This is a genomic window from Levilactobacillus koreensis JCM 16448, from assembly GCF_001435525.1.
Lineage (GTDB): Bacteria > Bacillota > Bacilli > Lactobacillales > Lactobacillaceae > Levilactobacillus > Levilactobacillus koreensis.
On record NZ_AZDP01000016.1, the window covers coordinates 1 to 16,954 of the forward strand.

Here is a 16,954-nt window from a genome sequence, read left to right on the forward strand (position 1 = left end):
ATCGCCAGCTAACACCACCTCCACGGCTGGCTGCATCCCTGTCCTCCTCCGGCTCTAACTGTGCTTTACAACGACAGCAGTCGGAAGACATGGAGGCTTAGCGCTTCCGGTCCAATCTATAACGATTATTACAGTCATTATCTCCGTCGTCTACGCACACTGTGTAAGCCGAGAGGTCGGCAGATATGGGCTCAGGCGCGTCGTTCTGCTTGGTCGGCGTTTCTTGCCGGCTTAGCAGAAAACCAACCTTGTAGACTCGGTTCTTTCGAGGCTTCAAGTTGTGTTCGCACCGCTCCAGCCCATATCTGCCGGCCGGTAAGGCGAAGGGCACACCAGGTTGCCTAGTTTTAGTCTCACTGTTGTTGTTAGAGCAGGCATGACTGGCATTTTGGAACTTTCAACCTTTAGCCCAACAATTGTCATGGTAAAACACAATTGGAGCTAGCGTGCGGCCAATTCACGAAACGACTATTTCAGCGCAAAAAAATTAACCCCATTGAATCGAACTGGGATTTAGTCTGATTCAATGAGATTAATATTCAATTGGGGACAGTGACCAACGAAGCATTTTCCGGGTACTTCGTTGACTGTTACCAAAAAAGCTTTAGTTTGTCGTCAGTTTGTTAAGCAATTGTTTTACGACATCTTTATAATAACAAAGAAATCAAGGGCTTTGGGCGATTCTGGCAATTTGTAATATTACAATTTTCCAATTCAGTTTTAAAGAATAGTTATACTATAAATGATTGCTGGCTTTTGACGGAATAATTGCCTTTGGGTGGGTAGCCGGGCGTATAATTATTCATGATAGAACGTGATCGGTTGATTGATTAAATAACTAAACGTTTTGGCTGGACACGTTTTAGGATATGCAGCGAGTTGCTCATTGCGGCGAACGCGCGGCAGGTCTAATACAATTGGAGGTTTTGCTATGTCAGTATTAACGGATACGTTCAACTTAGCTAACGGGACGCAGATTCCCCAAGTTGGTTTTGGTACTTGGCAAATTCCCGGTGGCGATACGGCTTACGACGCGGTAGCTAACGCGCTGAAGACGGGGTATCGGCACATCGATACGGCGAAGGCCTATGCCAACGAATCCAGTGTGGGAAAAGCCATTCGTGATTCCGGTATCGACCGCAAAGAGATCTTTGTGACGACGAAGCTACCGGCCGAAGTGAAGACTTACCAAGGCGCATTGGACGCGTTTGACACGACCATGAAGAACCTGGACGTGGGCTATGTTGACCTGTACCTGATTCACGCACCGTGGCCATGGGCAAAAATTGGTAAGGACTGCGATCAGGGTAACCGTGATGTTTGGCGGGCGATGGAAAAGATTTATGCTAGCGGCAAGGCCAAAGCCATTGGGGTCTCTAATTTTGACGTGCACGACCTGCAAAATGTCTTGAACTACGCCGAAGTTGCGCCAATGGTCGACCAGATTCAGTACTACGTGGGCTTCACGGAACCTAAGATCACGAAGTTCGCGCAAGACCATAACATGTTGGTCGAAGCCTATTCACCACTGGCAACTGGCGACATGCTGGAAAATGCCGACGTTAAGGAAATGGCGAACAAGTATCACGTTTCACCAGCCCAGCTGGCATTACGGTTTGTCTTGGAAAATGGTGTCTTGCCATTGCCAAAGGCCACGAGCCAAGCCCACATCGAAGCCAACGCGCAATTGGACTTTTCGATTAACGCGGCCGACATGGCGAGATTGAATGCGATGGCGGATACGGCCACGGATCATGGTCACAACGCGACGCAGGGCTAATGTAAACGATCAGTAAATTTTAAACAGGGAGCCAACGCTTTTGCCATCCATTAGGGCAGAAAACGTTGGCTCCTTTTAGTCACTTTTTGGCTAAATGATGGTGCTGGTCTAGTAGTGACCTTAAGTTTTAGCGGAAAGGCCATCAAAATACATTAAATAATTAAATTAATTAATGTTCAGGTTTCTCGTTTTACTTTTTAAAGAATGCCGCTGTGACTCGTTATAACTATTTTAATAACGAACTAAAAATAATAAAATCATTGTAAAAGTTCGTTCTTCTGGTAGAATAAAAAGTGTCTTAAAAGAGCCATACGACATAATCTGAGGAGTGAGTTCGATGCACTTAAAGGGTAAGGGGAAATTACTCTTGATTGCAGCAGCATTATTGCTACTGCCAGCTGGTTTGGCTGCCTGTGGGAAGGCAACCAGCAGCACGAGTTCAAGTTCCAAGCAAGGCTACACGCCAAAGCAGTTGACGGTTGAATTTGTACCGTCATCTAACGCGGGGACGATTGAGGCGAAGGCCAAACCGTTAGAGGGTCTGTTGAAGAAACAATTGGGGATTCCGGTTAAGGTTAGCGTCTCGACCGACTACAATACGATCGTTGAGGCCATGGGGTCAAAGAAGGTCGATGTTGGCTTCCTGCCGCCTGATGCCTACGTCCTTGCACATAAGCAATATGGAGACAAAGTGCTCTTACAGGCCGAACGGTTCGGAATCAAAGAACCTAACGACCAACCAACGAAGCAATTGGTCAACTACTACCGCTCCCAGATTTTGGTTCGTAAGGACAGTGGTATCAAGACGTTGAAGGATCTGAAGGGTAAGAAGATTGCCGTTCAAGATACCACATCGACTGCCGGCTGGATCTACCCTGCCGTTGAACTGCTGAAGCATGGCATCAACATCAACAAGGACAATATTCAGACGGTCACGGTCAAGGGTCACGACCAAGGTGTCCTTTCCGTTTACAATAAGAACACCGACGCGGCCTTTGTCTTCCAAGGTGCCCGGAATTTAGTCAAGAAGGATGACAAGGATATCATGAGTCAAGTCGTCCCAATTTACACGACCGCTAAGATTCCTAACGATACGATCACGGTGCGTGGCGACATGAGTGCCAAATGGCAAAAGAAGATTGCTGAAGCGTTTAAGGCAATCGCGAAGACTAAGAAGGGGCACGCCATCATCTCTAGTGTCTACTCACACGAAGGCTACGTAGATGCGAAGGACAGTACCTTTAACATCATTCGTGACTACGACAAGCAGATTCAAAAGCTTGATAAGTAGGCCGTCGCGGTAAGGTTGCCCACGATTTTTAGTAAAATCTGATGGTTAGCAGGATTAGCGGCTCTTGTTCAGTTGACCGATTGGCTTGGATTGTGAGGCCTTACGGAGCAGATGTAGTGTCTTAACAGAAGATTAGACAGCAGAAGTAGTGAGGGCAGCGACACCGTACCTCACTACTTTTTTAATAACGGGGGAACCAACTATGGAGCAAGCAGCACCGATTATTTCATTTAAAGGCGTCAACAAGGTTTATAGCAATGGCACCGTGGGCCTCAAGGATATCAGTTTTGACATTCCCCGTGGTCAGTTTCTGGTCGTCGTCGGGCTTTCCGGAGCCGGCAAGAGTACCCTGCTACGGACCATCAACCGGATGCACGAGATTACGTCCGGGGAGATTACAGTAGAAAATGAATCTATCAGTGACTACAAGGGCAAGGCATTGCGGCTGTTGCGGCGCAAGATTGGGATGATTTTTCAAGGCTTCAATCTGATCAATCGATCGAGCGTGGAGAAAAATGTTCTATCGGGTCGCGTGAGTTACTACCCGACTTGGAAAACGATTTTGGGGCTCTTCAGCAAGGCGGACAAGGAAAAAGCGGTGCATTCCTTGGAACGGGTCAATTTGGCCGAAAAACTCTACACCAGAGCTGATGAGCTTTCTGGTGGGCAGCAGCAACGGGTCGCCATTGCCCGGACCTTGATGCAGGACCCCAAGATCATTTTGGCAGATGAACCCGTGGCCTCGCTGGATCCCCTGACCACCAAGACGGTCATGGATACCCTGAAGCGCTTGAACCAAGAAGACGGCATCACGGTCATCGTGAACTTGCACTCGGTCGCGTTGGCCCGGGAATATGCCGACCGAATCGTGGGGTTACGGGCTGGTCAGCTCGTCTATGACCAACCAATTGCCAACGTCACGGTGGAAGATTTGGACCAGATCTATCAAGCAGAGGGGGAAAAGGCATGAGTACACCGACGATTCCACGGCGCTCCTGGGCACAACGCTACCACGTAAAGGGTATCGGCTGGACCGTGCTCCTCTTGTTCTTGCTGGTTGGTTCTGCCCAAATGACGGGGGTCAACGTGGGCATGTTCTTTAGCAACCTGGGCCAGTTCACGAACTTACTGGTGCGGATGTCCAACCCCGCTTGGGACTACACGACGGTCATCATTCAGCCGTTGCTGGAAACGATTCAGATGGCCGTTCTGGGAACGACGATTGGGGCGGCATTTGCGATTCCCTTTGCCGTCTTGAGTGCCAGCAACCTGATTCATAACCGCTGGTTACGGGGGTTAACGCGGCTGTTCTTGGATCTGGTCCGGACGTTGCCCGACTTACTATTAGCGGCGATTTTCGTTGCTATCTTTGGGATTGGGTCGACGGCCGGGGTCATCACCCTAGCAATTTTCTCCTTCGGGATGGTGTCCAAGCTATTCTACGAGGTCATTGAGACCATCGATATGGGACCATTGGAAGCACTGGAATCCGTTGGGGCCACGAAAATCACCATTATTTGGTATGCGGTGTTGCCACAGATTCTAAACCAATTTATTAGCTACTTCCTGTACACCCTAGAAATTAACGTCCGGGCGTCAACCGTCCTGGGGTACTTGGGGGCCGGCGGGATTGGGGTTTTCTTGCAACGGTCGTTAAATGAGTTCAACTACAACCAAACGGCGGTCATTATCTTAGCAACGTTGGTTGTCGTGCTGGTCATTGACGGTGTCAGCAACCACCTAAGGAGGGTTCTTCTTTAATATGCAAACAACAATTACGACTCCTTCTCGGCGGCACTCGCTGTGGCAACGGTGGGGTTGGCTGCTTTGGGTACTGGTCATTGGCCTCATTTATTTTTGGACGATCAACGGCCTAAAATTTACCGGCTTTCAGGAATCAGCGTCCGCGGTCTCAAAATCGATTCTACACGGGTTGGTCCATCCGACGTGGTCCTACGTCTATGATGGCAGTGGTGAAGACCTGGTCTCCTTGATTTTACAGACGTTGGCGATTGCCTTTCTCGGCACGATTGTCTCGGCTTTGATCAGTGTGCCGTTTGCCTTTTGGGCGGCACGTGGACCGAAGGAACGGTACTTTCTGCGTTCTGGTAGTGGGAAAGTGGTTCTGACGCTGATCCGGACATTTCCAGAAATTGTTTTAGCCATCATGTTCATTAAAGCCGTTGGTCCCGGGTCCTATGCCGGGGTCTTGGCCGTCAGTGTCCATTCGGTGGGGATGCTGGGCAAGTTATTTGGTGAAGCCATTGAAAATATGGATCGTGGTTCGGAAGAGGCCATTATTAGTGCCGGCGGTCGATCCGGTCAAGTCTTCGCGTTGGCAACGATTCCGACGATTATGCCAGAGTTTCTGTCATACACGCTGTATCGGTTTGAAATAGCCGTGCGTTCGGCTTCCATCTTAGGGATGGTTGGCGCTGGTGGGATTGGAACGCCGATGATTTTCGCCATTCAAACGCGAGACTGGTCCAAAGTCGGCATTATCCTTCTTGGCATTGTGGTCATGGTCCTACTGATCGACTCACTGTCTGAACAATTACGAAAGAAGTTGATTTAACCATGCATATCCAAATCCTATCGACCAGTGACGTGCACGGTTACGTTTACCCCACGGACTACAGTACGCTGACGGATCGACATCCTTACGGTATGTTAAAGGCAGCTACGGTGATTCGGCAGGCCCAAGCGACGGCAGGAGCGGATAACGTGATGGTCACGATTGAAAATGGTGACTGGCTACAGGGGGCGCCGTTTGCGACCTACTTAGCTAAACAACCGGCCGCGGAACAAGATTTACTCACCCGGATTACGGGCGCCATGCACTACGATGCGGGGGTGCTGGGTAACCATGAGTTTAATTACGGCCTGGCCTACATCCGTGCAGCGGAGGCCAAGCGGACCTATCCGCTGTTGGGTGCCAATATCGTTGGCGGTCAGAATCAACGCATTCTCGATGCCCCCTATAAGATTGTGACAAAGCAGGGAATTAAGATTGCCATTCTGGGATTGACTACAGCCTATGTGCCAGTTTGGGAGCGGGCTAGTAACATTGCTGGCCTGACCTTTGAACCGGCCGTTGCCACCGCCCGTCGTTTGGTTCCCGAGCTACGGCAACAAGCCGATATCGTTATCGTGGCTTATCATGGGGGCTTTGAGGCCGACCCGGCGACCGGCGTGCCGACCGAACGGCAGACCGGCGAAAATGAAGGCTATCAGTTGCTGGCGGAGGTGCCCGGAATCGATGCGTTGGTGACGGGGCACCAGCACCGCCAGATTGCCGGCGTCTATCAGGGGGTGCCCACAACCCAACCCGGCGACAAGGGGATTGCAGTGGGGTGCATCGACCTGGAGCTGGATGAAAATCACCGGATAACTAAGCGGTCAGCACGGTTATTACCAACGGCGGGGGTGGAACTGGATGTGACGTTGATGCAGCTCACCCAACCGGTTCAGGACAAAGTCGAAACGTGGCTAGACCAGCCAGTCGGCCAGATCACGGGGACTAGCTTAGCGGTCACGGACCCCATGGCCGCTCGGCTTCACGGCCACCCATACCTGCGATTTATTAATCAGGTCGAAATGGCTGCGGGCGTGACGGACATCGCGGCGACGGCACTGTTTAACGATGAGGTCCATGGTTTTGACCGGAACGTCTCGCTACGCCAGCTGTTGAATAGTTATCCTTATCCTAATACGCTGGTGGTCGAACGCTTGACCGGAGCGGACGTGAAGTTGGCGCTAGAACGGTGTGCCAGTTTCTTCGAGATTCAGGCCGATCACCAAGTTGGGGTTGCCACGGCCTTTACGACCCCCAAAGTGGAACTGTACAACTACGATATCTATAGTGGGTTGGATTACCGCTTTGACCTAACGCAACCGCGGGGTAGTCGGGTGGTGTCGTTGAAGTACCACGGTCGTGCGGTTCAGCCGACTGACCAGTTGGACGTTGCCATGAACCAGTACCGCGGCAACGGGGGCGGTGATTACCCGATGTTCTCACCAGCCAAGGTCATCCGGGAGGTCAACGTGGATATGGCCGAACTCATCATGCAATACTTCGAGGTCCATCCGGTGGTGACCGGGAAACCGCAAACCAATTTTAGAGTGGATTATTAGGAAATGAGCATTTAACGGCAATCGACGAATAATCCAGGCCTGGGAATGCTTGTCGATTGGGATTAAGCGGCGTTGATTGCCCTTTGGCGCACATTTCCACAATATAAATTCGGAGACACTAAAGGGTCTGGGATTTCGTCCCAGGCCCTTTGGCATACATATGATTAGATCTGAACCACGATCTTTCCCAGATTTTCACCGCACTGGAGCGTCATCAGTCCAGCTTGGGCCTGGTCAAACGGCAAGACCTGATCGATCACGGGGTCGAATTTACCGGCGGCCAGTAAGTCGCCAACCGTCGTTGCCATGGTCGCCAAGTCGTGAATGCTGGTGAAATCGTTCGACCGATACACACCGCCCAATCCCGAGCGTGTTAGCCCCAGTGCCTTACCGTCAAAATCAAAGTGTTGCGGGTAGCCATCGCCCACGGCAATAAGCTGACCGTTGTAGGCGAGACGGTCAACATCGGCCGCCAGCTCTTCGCCACCAATCGTGTTGATGCTAAGGTCAACGCCCCGGCCGTTAGTTGCGGCGAGAACTCGTTCGGTCACGTTTTCGGTGTGATAGTCGATGATAACATCGGCCCCCACCCGCTCAATCAGAGGTCGTTTGCGCGCGGAAGTCGTCGTAATCGTGGTCAACCCGAGTTGATGGGCAAATTGCAGGGCGGCCAAGCCCACGGCGCCGCCACCCGCGTGGATCAAGACCGTCCGAGCCAGCCGCAAATTTGCTTTACGATAGAGGGCCTGATAGGCGGTCAGCGTGCCGCATAGACTGGCCGCGGCCTGTTCATAGGACACGCCGACCGGAATCTTGGCGACGGACCAGCTACGGGTGACGGTAAATTCGGCTAGGCTGCCCGACCGCCGCAGGTCACCATGATAGAAGACGCGCTCACCCACACTAAACCCGGTCACCTCAGCGCCGATTCGGGTGATTTCACCGGCGACATCCATCCCAATGACGTGGGGCGTTTGCCATGAACCGCCTTCGATGACCTTGTAGTCGGCGGGATTCAGGCCGACCGCGTGTACGCGCACCTGTAGCTCACCGGCCCGTGGTGTGGGTGCCGGCATATCTTGAAGCTGTAACTCATTGAGCCTGTGGGGACCAGCCCCGGTAATCGTCCAAGCTTGCATCTATTATCAGTCCTTTGATTGGCATAGGCTTAGCTTAAGGGAAATTCGTTAAAAATGAAAGCCTTGCACCGTTACCTATTCACGCCCAGTATTAAATTTAGATTGCATTACCCTCTAAATGGATGCAATTTTCATGAAAACTTGGTAAAATAAATTAACTAAAAATGAGATTTGGAGGTGGACGTCTTGCACCGATCGTTTGCAGCACTCCCAATACCGGACCGCTAATCGTTAGTTTTTATCAAGAAAGGAAGATTTATTTATATGGCACAAGAACCTGAAGCAACCGTTTCAACCACAACCGAAGCAGAAACCACTGACCCTGGACCCAGCCAGCAGCCGCCACTATGGCAACGCTCGACTGAGTCCTTACTTGTTGAGTACGCCACCGATGAAGAATCGGGGTTGACGACCGCTGAGGCAAAGCAACGTCTCGCACAAAACGGCCCCAACGAACTGACCGCTAAGAAGCAATCGAACCTGTTGCGCTTCTTGAAGCAGTTCAACAACTCCATCATCTACATTTTGGCGGCTGCCGCCTTGGTCACGCTGCTGATGCATCATTATTCCGATTCAATCGTTATCGGACTGGTCATCATCGCCAACGCTTTCATTGGCTATTTTCAGGAACGTTCAGCGGATAATGCTCTGGACCGCATCAAGGCCCTCTTAGTCTCCGAAGCCGTCGTGATTCGGGACGGACAGAAAATTAATCTGCCCGCTCGCGAACTGGTGACGGGAGACATTGTTCAGTTGGAAGCCGGGGATACCGTTCCCGCCGACCTCCGACTGATCAGCGCGGATAACTTAAAGATCCAGGAGTCCGCCTTGACCGGTGAAACTGACTCGGTGCTTAAGGGAGAAGATCCCTTACCCACTGCCAATTTGCCGTTGGCCGAACGGTCGAACCAGGCCTTCGCCTCAACGGCCGTCACCAATGGGTCTGGTCGCGGTATCGTGACCGTGACCGGTGCTCAGACCGAAATTGGTCACATCCAACAAAACGTTGCGGAAGTTAAGCAACAAGCAACACCATTGATGAAGAACCTGAACGGCTTAGGTCTTGGGTTATCCATCGCGATTTTAGTTGCGGCAGTCCTCCTATTTATCTTGGGGATGGTTACCAAAGTTTACAGTTTGCCCGTTCTGTTAGTCGCCGTCATTACGATGGTCGTGGGGTCGATGCCTGAAGGGTTGCCGGCCAGCACGTCGGTCGTCCTCGCCATGGGGACCCAGCAGATGACTAAGCAAAATGTGATCGTTAAGACACTGCCCGCCGTGGAAACGCTGGGGGCCGTGGATATCGTTAACACCGACAAGACCGGGACGTTGACGAAAAACGAAATGACCGTGACCGACATTTTGACCACCGCTGACACCTATACCGTGTCTGGTGTGGGTTACGATGCCGCCGGTCAGGTGCAAAATGACGAGGGTCAAGATGTCGACTGGCAGGCCGACCCTGACCTCGAATGGTTGGTCCAAATTGCCGGCCAGACCTCTGACGCCGAATTCCATGAGGAAGAGGGCCAGTGGGTGCTGACCGGGGAACCGACCGATGGGGCCTTGACCGCGCTTTACCACAAGTTGGTGGGCGTCGACCCTGACCCACAAGAAATCGATTCACTACCATTCGACTCCGCCATCCGCTACTCGGCACGGTTAGTTGACCATAACGGCCAGCGCTACCTGCTGGTCAAGGGGGCACCACAAACCTTGACGCGCTTGATGCGTGAACAGGGTGAGGCCGTCGATGAAGACGCTTGGCAACAGCGTTTGTCACAGCTGACCCGCCAAGGAAAACGGGTGGTGGCTCTGGGTTACCAACCGGTTGCTGCGGATGCCGTCGAAGTTGACGATATCGCCGTGGGCCAGAACTTTCATTTAGCCGGGATGGCCGGTATCATCGACCCGCCACGTCCTGGTGTGGCCGATGCCGTCCGTCAGTTACGTTACGCCGGTATCAAGGTGAAAATGATCACCGGTGACGACCCCGAAACGGCCGCTGCGATTGCCCAACAGTTGAACCTGTCGGAACAGGCGCGCGCCATTACCGGACCGGAACTGGCCGAATTAAGTGATGAAGAATTAGCGAGCCAAATCGATAAGTACACCGTGTTTGCACGGACAACACCGGCCGATAAACTGCGAATCGTGAAGGCGCAACAAGCGCGCGGTCACGTGGTTTCGATGACGGGTGATGGGGTCAACGATGCGCCCGCACTGAAGCAGGCCGACATCGGGGTCGCCATGGGGATTCGGGGAACCGATGTCGCCAAGGATTCCGCCGACATGGTCTTGGCCGATGATGACTTCACGTCGATTCTGGGCGCTGTGCGGGAAGGTCGGCACGTCTTCGATAACATTCGCAAGACGATTCGTTTCCTCCTCCCAACTAGTTTTGCCGAAGGATTGATTGTGGTCTTGAGTATCCTGATGGACCAAGAGCTGCCACTGTTCCCGACCCAACTGTTGTGGATCAACATGGTATCCGCCTTGACGATTCAATTTGCTTTCATCTTCGAACCGGCCGAAAGCGGCATTATGAAGCGGGGGCCCCGAGACGTGACGCGCGGAATTTTATCCAAGTTGGACGTCTTTGAGGTCACCTACGTGTCGCTACTGATCTCCGGGCTGGGAATGTTTGCCTACGACTTATTGACGGCGCAAGGACTCTCGGCCGTTATCGGGAGCACGATGACGCTGAACGTGATCATCTTCGGGAAGGTCTTCTATCTGTTCAACCTGCAAAATGACCACCCTGTGCTGTCGAAATACTTCTTCAGAAACAAGATGAGCTTTGTCATCGTGGCTATCCTAATGGCGTTACAAGCCATGATCATCTACTGGCCAGCCATGCAGGGTGTCTTCCACACGACCAGCGTCAACTTCCATTATGGTTGGGGCATCCCAATCATCGCGGGAGCCATCGTCCTGATCGTCACGGAAATTGCGAAGGCCATCCGGCACCGTATCGACGCCAGCACCATTTCACGGGAGCAGCGCAACTTCTAATCCGTTAAGCGAATATTGGGCAACCTAGTGGTCTCTTCGCCTTACCGGCCGCCAGATATGGGCTGGAACGGTGCGAACGCAACTTGAAGCCACGAAAAGCACGAGTCTTCAAGGTTGGTTTTCTGCTAAGCCGGCTAAAAAAACGCCGACTAAGCAGAACGACGCGCCTGAGCCCATATCTGGCGACCTCTCGGCTTACATTGTTGCTCGCTGGCAACTGATACAGGGCATACGGTTTGCCTTTCAATATTTCAATCGATAATCTAATGAAATGGAGAGACTGGACAGAAATTGTCTAGCCTCTTTTTTTTCGCAAATTTAGCAACTCACACATACCAGGTCATACAAAGGTCGCCAACAACGACAACTGGAATACAGCTAGGACTCGCAAAACCACTGGTAATCCAGCGGTTCAAGTTGGGGTCAAGCACGGCCGAAGCCGGAGGTGGTCAGGGGAGAACGCCGTGTCGGTGGTGTTGGCCGGAGCTTTTTTCCGGCCTACAGCACGGGACGAGCTTGGCGACCGTGGCGCCAAGTCGAGCCTGAAGACCGCTCCTCAGGCTTCAGGCGGTCCCCACAGCGTGACCCCCTGAACCACCGCAGGCGAAGGCCAGCCCTTGACCCGAACCAGTTGACCCCAAGATTCCAAGTGAATTTTGCGAAATCCCTAGCTCTAATCAAAAGTTAATCTTATACTAGAATGAAGAAGGGGGCGGAACATCAAATGATGAAGAAGAGTTCCGATTGTACTGAGATTTTAGTGGGTAAAGCCGCTAGCATGGACGGTTCCACGATTGTGGCGCGTAACGAGGACGGTTACGGCCCCATCAATCCTATCAAGTTTGTGGTCCACCCAGCAGTAGACCAACAGGGGGCATCGTTCACGTCAATTACGACTGGCGTTAACGTGCCATTGCCCGACCACGCCTACCGCTATACGGGGACGCCACAGGCTGACCAGAGTGACGGCCAATATGAAGAAGCCGGCATTAACGAATTGAACGTCGGCATGAGTGCCACCGAGACCACGGCCACCAACGCCCGCGTGCTGGGATATGATCCACTCGTCGACGATGGAATCAACGAAGAAGCCATGATCACTCTGGTTTTGCCATACATTAAGAGTGCTAAAGAGGGGGCCCAACGTCTGGGTGCCCTGATTGAAAAGTACGGAACTGGCGAAAGCAACAGTATTTCCTTCAACGACCACAATGACATCTGGTATTTGGAAACGGCTGGGGGCCATCACTGGGCCGCAATGCGGTTGCCAGAAGACACCTACGCCATCGCGCCTAACCAGACGTTGATGCAAGAGGTCGATTTGAACGATACCGATAACTTCCTGGTTGCCACGGACTTAGTGGACTTTGTTGAGCAACATCACTTGAATCCAGTGCCAGGCACCTTTAACTTCCGCGAAATTTTTGGGACCCACGGTGAAGACGACGCGTACTACAACACGCCCCGGACCTGGTACGGTCAAAAGTTATTTAATCCAGAAATTACGGATCAACAACCGACCGACCAAGACATGCCATTTACCCGTAAGCCAGCCAAGAAGCTCGCCATTGAAGACGTGCAATTCTTCCTGTCTTCCCACTACAACGGCACGCCTTACGATCCGTTTGGCACGTTTGCTTCCGGTAGCGCCGATGACCAGAAGAAGTACCGGTCGATTGCGATGGACCGGAACCAATGCTCATCGATCTTGCAAATTAGAAATGATGTGCCGGCCGACCACGCTGCGATTCAGTGGGTCGCCATGGGCTTCTTCGCCTACGCACCGTATATGCCGTTCTTCACGAACATCAACGACACGCCGGAAGACTACAAGAACACGACGACCGAGGTTTCTGTCGACAACGTGTACTGGTTGAACAAGACCTTGTCCGTGCTGATCGAACCTCATTTCCATGAGTTCGTCGCCACGGTCAACGCCTTCCGCGACAGCTGCCAATCCTACGCCCGCGGTCGGGTTGTGGCTACCGATGACAACATCACCGGCGACGCCACGACCTACCTGACGCAGAGCAACTTGGAAACGGCCAGCGAAATTTCTAAGCGGACTCATGAATTATTTAACGATTTGGTCAAGCAAGGCCTGTTGTTATCCAAGACGGTTTGGGAAAAGGGACAAAACCTGTAATCAATCATGAATGGTTCGATTAGTTTTTAGATTAAACGTTTTAAAATCAAGTCAAAATTCGTCTAAATAAAGCCTAAAAGACAATTAGTTGTTACGGATAGCAATTATCGCGTACAATTAATTGTCTTTTGGTGTATACTTCAGTAAAGTTGCTTTAATATTTTTTTGATGAATTAATGGGACGGTATGTGACTAGGGCAAACCGTTTTGGGGAAACGCACATGAGTTGAGGAAGCAATGTTGACATTAACTTCTGAGGAGGAGTACGCATGAAGAGCTGGATCAAGTTAGCAATGGCGGGGAGTCTGGGATTAGTTTTGTGGGGGAGCATCACATCGGCACATGCGGCTAAGAAAGTCGCGTTGCCAGAGTACCCGCAACAGCGAATCTTTACGTTTAAGGCCAAGGGAACTAAGGTTTACAGTTACCCGCGCGCCGCTTACGCGAAGAGCACGGTCTTGGGGACCGACAAGAGTACCACGAAGCAGTGGACGGTCGACAAGGTCGTCAAGATCAATGGCAAACGTTACGTGCGCCTGGCTAAGGTGACGGCGAAGACTTTGCCCCATGGGACGGCCGTACCGAACCCTAGCAAGGCTAATACGACTTTGGTCGGCGGCTACGTGGCGCTGAGTCAATTAAAGTTTCATCAGCAGATCAGTAAACTGACGAGCATGAAGAAGACCGCTTACTGGACGCCAAACACGAACAATGATTTTTGGAACATGCCCAAGAAGACGTTGGGCGCCACGGCAGCCAACCATTATGGTCACTCCTACGGCTACCGGACGTTGTACGCGATTCAGTCGTTGACGACGACCAGCAAGAAGCAGTACCTTTACTTTGAAACGGCTGCGGGCAAGGCGGTCGGCTGGTTACCCGTGAGCGCCGTGATCAAGGGGACTTACCCGAACCTGTTGCACCGTGAATTGACGCGGGATTTATCCGTAACTACGGCCACGACAACGGTCGACCAAGCTGGTCACGTTAAGGTCGGGGTCGCCACGGCAAACGGTAGCGTGCAACGGGTCGTCCTGTTACAGCAGGATAGCCAAACGGCCATTTACGATTTTCAGGCAGGTAAGGCCGTTAAATTGACGACCCGGAATGCCCATGGTAAGGTCGTCAGCACGCAGGCATTTACGCAGAAAACGAAGAACTTGAATATCAAGGCCCACGCCGACTTCGATATCCAGGGGTACCGGTACACGGTCAAGGTGACGCCGACCGGTAGTGTGAGTGTGCTGAGCACCGGTGGTTGGATCGCTTAAACTAAAAAATTAAAGTGAAAAGGTTGTGTCGATTACCCGATGGGTGGGTGGTCGAGACAACCTTTTTTGAGAAATAGCAGGTGTGGTCAAAAAAAGCGAGTCGTTCTACCAGAAAGTAGAGCCACTCGCACCGCATTCAAATTCAGTTGTTTTCAGGAACGTTCTCGCGAATCACCCGGGCGGGACTGCCAGCGATGACCACGTTGTCACCGAAGGACTTGGTGACGGTGGAGTTGGCGCCGACCACGACGTTGTTGCCTAGCGTGACGCCGGGAAGGATGACGGAGCCGCCACCGATCCAGACGTGGTCGCCAATCGTGACGGGTTTGCCGAGGCCGATGAAGGCGTCGCGGCCAGCCGGGTCAAGCGGATGGTAGGCCGAGTAGATCTGGACGTGAGGCGCCATCATGCAGTGATTGCCGATGGTCACTGGGGCGATGTCCAAGATGACATTGTCATAGTTACACATGAAGTAGTCGCCGACATGGATGTTGTAGCCAAAGTCACAGCGGAAGTTGGGTTGCACCCAAGGACTCTTGCCGACGGAGCCGAAGAGCTGGCGAACGAGGCCATCCTTTTCCGCGGTCGCCGTATCGTCTAGTTCATTCATCAGTTTACAGAGCCGCCGTGCCTTGGTTTCGTCAGCCGCCAGTTCGGGGTCCATGATATTGTAGGGCTCACCAGCTAAAAATTTTTCCTTTTCGGTCTTCATGTGTCCGTCTACCTCCAGAGTTTGTTTACTCGTATTTTAGCATAGAAAGCGCTTAATTTATACGGATTAATTACTGTATAGTAGATTTATTCAATAACAAGGCTTGTGACCGAACTACCAATTGTTTGGGCGTTAAGCAGTGAGGCCCTTTAATTTACTGGCCGAGCGAACCAGTGGGTTTTTACCGCTAGTTGGCCAGCAAATTGTTAGAATAAACTTGAGCCACGCAGGCCGGTCGGCGCGACTTGTGCTCAGCTAGCAGTAAATTTTGGATGATGTCAGACGACTACCATCAAGAGTAACTGACATGAGTCTAATGCTGGTTCGCTGGGAGAGTTTGGGAGAGATTCCAGACTCTCTTTTGTTTTGGGGTGGCGCCTTACCGGCCGATAGATATGGGGATTTACTAACAGCCAAGCTAGGCGCATGGGATATCTAGTAGGTTTAACAGTTGCTATCAAGTAGTGGGCTAGAAGCGTCCCACAATAGGCAGAATCTCTGACAGCCATAGGGCGGCAATTTTACACTAGCCTTGTCAGCCCACAAGTTTTAATGTATACTACGAATTACTTTAGCCAACTTGGCTGAGGATGAGGAGATGATGAGACGATGCCACAACTAGGATCGTTATTAGTACGGAAGAGTGCTGTCTGTTAGCGACACTTTTCCTAGTGGACCTTTCGGAGAAGTGTCAGGTTTGAAATCTGAAAGGACGTCACAAAAATTATGGAACCAACAATTACCACTTACGAATATAGTTATATTACCCAGCAGGTCAACAACCTGGTCAGCGCCTATCTATCGGTCAACGATGTCAAGATGCGTGGAGTGGTTCGCGCCACAACGCTAGAACGTATCGTACCGCTGTTGCCAGTAGACGACCCGTTGGCGCAAACCTTTGTCCACGGATTACAGCCAGATAGGTTGACCCGTGAAGCTGCCGCAAAATTAATTGGCATGATCGAACCACTGGTCATTCCATTTCCACAGCTGACGACGAAGCAACTGAGCAAGCTATTTCGCAAAGTGAAGAAGCTCAAGCAACCGGAATGGGGGAGCTTGAACTTACATCAGCTGACCTATCTGGGCTGGAATGATGGCGGTAACCAGAAGAAGTATCTGGTTGCGCCGTACGAGGGCCGTTTGATTGGGATTCAGGGGCAGTTTAACCCCGAGACCATCAAGGGACTTTGTGCGATTTGCCATACGATTGGTAACGTCTCACTCTTCGTTTCTACGACGAAGACATCTGGCCTGGGCACGTATACGCGTAACGGTAATTATATTTGCCGGGACAGCGCGCAGTGTAACCGGCAGTTGACTGAACCGCAAGCACTCACTGATTTTCTCACAGTGGTGCGGCCAAAACGTTAAATTTAATGGTGGGCACGGCCAAATTTGGTCGTGCCTTTTGTGTGTGCGCCCGGCATGGGCGCTAACTAGGCGGTGAAAGTCCGCTGTGGACC

Annotated in this window: 12 protein-coding genes; 10 read left to right on the forward strand and 2 right to left on the reverse strand. The window is 51.8% G+C overall.

The window, feature by feature from the left end; genetic code table 11:
- The first annotated feature begins 931 nt into the window (after positions 1–931).
- The 6 genes from FC99_RS00750 (at position 932) to FC99_RS00775 (ending at position 7,205) form a co-directional block, all read left to right on the forward strand.
- Complete coding sequence (locus tag FC99_RS00750; RefSeq protein WP_048733066.1) at positions 932–1,780, forward strand: aldo/keto reductase; 849 nt, start codon at positions 932–934, stop codon at positions 1,778–1,780.
- A 337-nt stretch (positions 1,781–2,117) separates the two neighbouring features.
- The gene (locus FC99_RS00755) at positions 2,118–3,071 is read left to right on the forward strand and encodes a phosphate/phosphite/phosphonate ABC transporter substrate-binding protein (RefSeq protein WP_082153187.1); all 954 of its coding nucleotides are present in this window, start codon (positions 2,118–2,120) and stop codon (positions 3,069–3,071) included.
- Between the two features lie 202 nt (positions 3,072–3,273).
- A complete protein-coding gene (gene phnC / locus FC99_RS00760) occupies positions 3,274–4,041 on the forward strand; it encodes a phosphonate ABC transporter ATP-binding protein (protein WP_048733064.1) in 768 nt (255 codons plus the stop codon).
- Positions 4,038–4,832 carry a phosphonate ABC transporter, permease protein PhnE gene (gene phnE, locus FC99_RS00765; RefSeq protein ID WP_048733062.1) on the forward strand — a complete coding sequence of 265 codons (795 nt, stop codon included), beginning with the start codon at positions 4,038–4,040 and terminating at the stop codon, positions 4,830–4,832. The genes phnC and phnE (FC99_RS00765) overlap by 4 nt, the downstream gene beginning before the upstream one ends.
- A 1-nt stretch (position 4,833) precedes the next feature.
- Positions 4,834–5,646 carry a phosphonate ABC transporter, permease protein PhnE gene (phnE, locus tag FC99_RS00770; protein ID WP_156166900.1) on the forward strand — a complete coding sequence of 271 codons (813 nt, stop codon included), beginning with the start codon at positions 4,834–4,836 and terminating at the stop codon, positions 5,644–5,646.
- A 2-nt stretch (positions 5,647–5,648) separates the two neighbouring features.
- Positions 5,649–7,205 carry a bifunctional metallophosphatase/5'-nucleotidase gene (locus FC99_RS00775; protein ID WP_048733060.1) on the forward strand — a complete coding sequence of 519 codons (1,557 nt, stop codon included), beginning with the start codon at positions 5,649–5,651 and terminating at the stop codon, positions 7,203–7,205.
- Positions 7,206–7,369: 164 nt separating this feature from the next.
- Here the strand turns inward: FC99_RS00775 and FC99_RS00780 are convergent, their stop codons facing one another.
- Positions 7,370–8,344 (reverse strand): zinc-binding dehydrogenase, encoded by a 975-nt coding sequence (locus FC99_RS00780; RefSeq protein WP_048733058.1) that lies wholly within the window; start codon positions 8,342–8,344, stop codon positions 7,370–7,372.
- Between the two features lie 264 nt (positions 8,345–8,608).
- On the opposite strand from FC99_RS00780, the gene FC99_RS00785 reads away from it, so the two are divergent.
- From FC99_RS00785 to FC99_RS00795, 3 genes are all read left to right on the forward strand, one after another.
- Entirely contained in the window at positions 8,609–11,359 is a 2,751-nt protein-coding gene (locus FC99_RS00785; protein WP_048733055.1) for an HAD-IC family P-type ATPase, read from the forward strand.
- A gap of 727 nt (positions 11,360–12,086) precedes the next feature.
- Positions 12,087–13,505 (forward strand): C69 family dipeptidase, encoded by a 1,419-nt coding sequence (locus FC99_RS00790; protein WP_156166966.1) that lies wholly within the window; start codon positions 12,087–12,089, stop codon positions 13,503–13,505.
- A 269-nt stretch (positions 13,506–13,774) separates the two neighbouring features.
- Entirely contained in the window at positions 13,775–14,776 is a 1,002-nt protein-coding gene (locus FC99_RS00795) for a GW dipeptide domain-containing protein (protein WP_048733051.1), read from the forward strand.
- Between the two features lie 142 nt (positions 14,777–14,918).
- Here FC99_RS00795 and FC99_RS00800 read toward each other — a convergent pair whose 3' ends face one another.
- Positions 14,919–15,488 carry a sugar O-acetyltransferase gene (locus FC99_RS00800; RefSeq protein ID WP_048733049.1) on the reverse strand — a complete coding sequence of 190 codons (570 nt, stop codon included), beginning with the start codon at positions 15,486–15,488 and terminating at the stop codon, positions 14,919–14,921.
- A 726-nt stretch (positions 15,489–16,214) separates the two neighbouring features.
- Between FC99_RS00800 and FC99_RS00805 the strand changes: the two genes are divergently transcribed.
- Positions 16,215–16,862, forward strand: coding sequence for a FusB/FusC family EF-G-binding protein (locus FC99_RS00805; protein ID WP_048733048.1), 648 nt, complete (start codon positions 16,215–16,217; stop codon positions 16,860–16,862).
- The last annotated feature ends 92 nt before the right edge of the window (positions 16,863–16,954 follow it).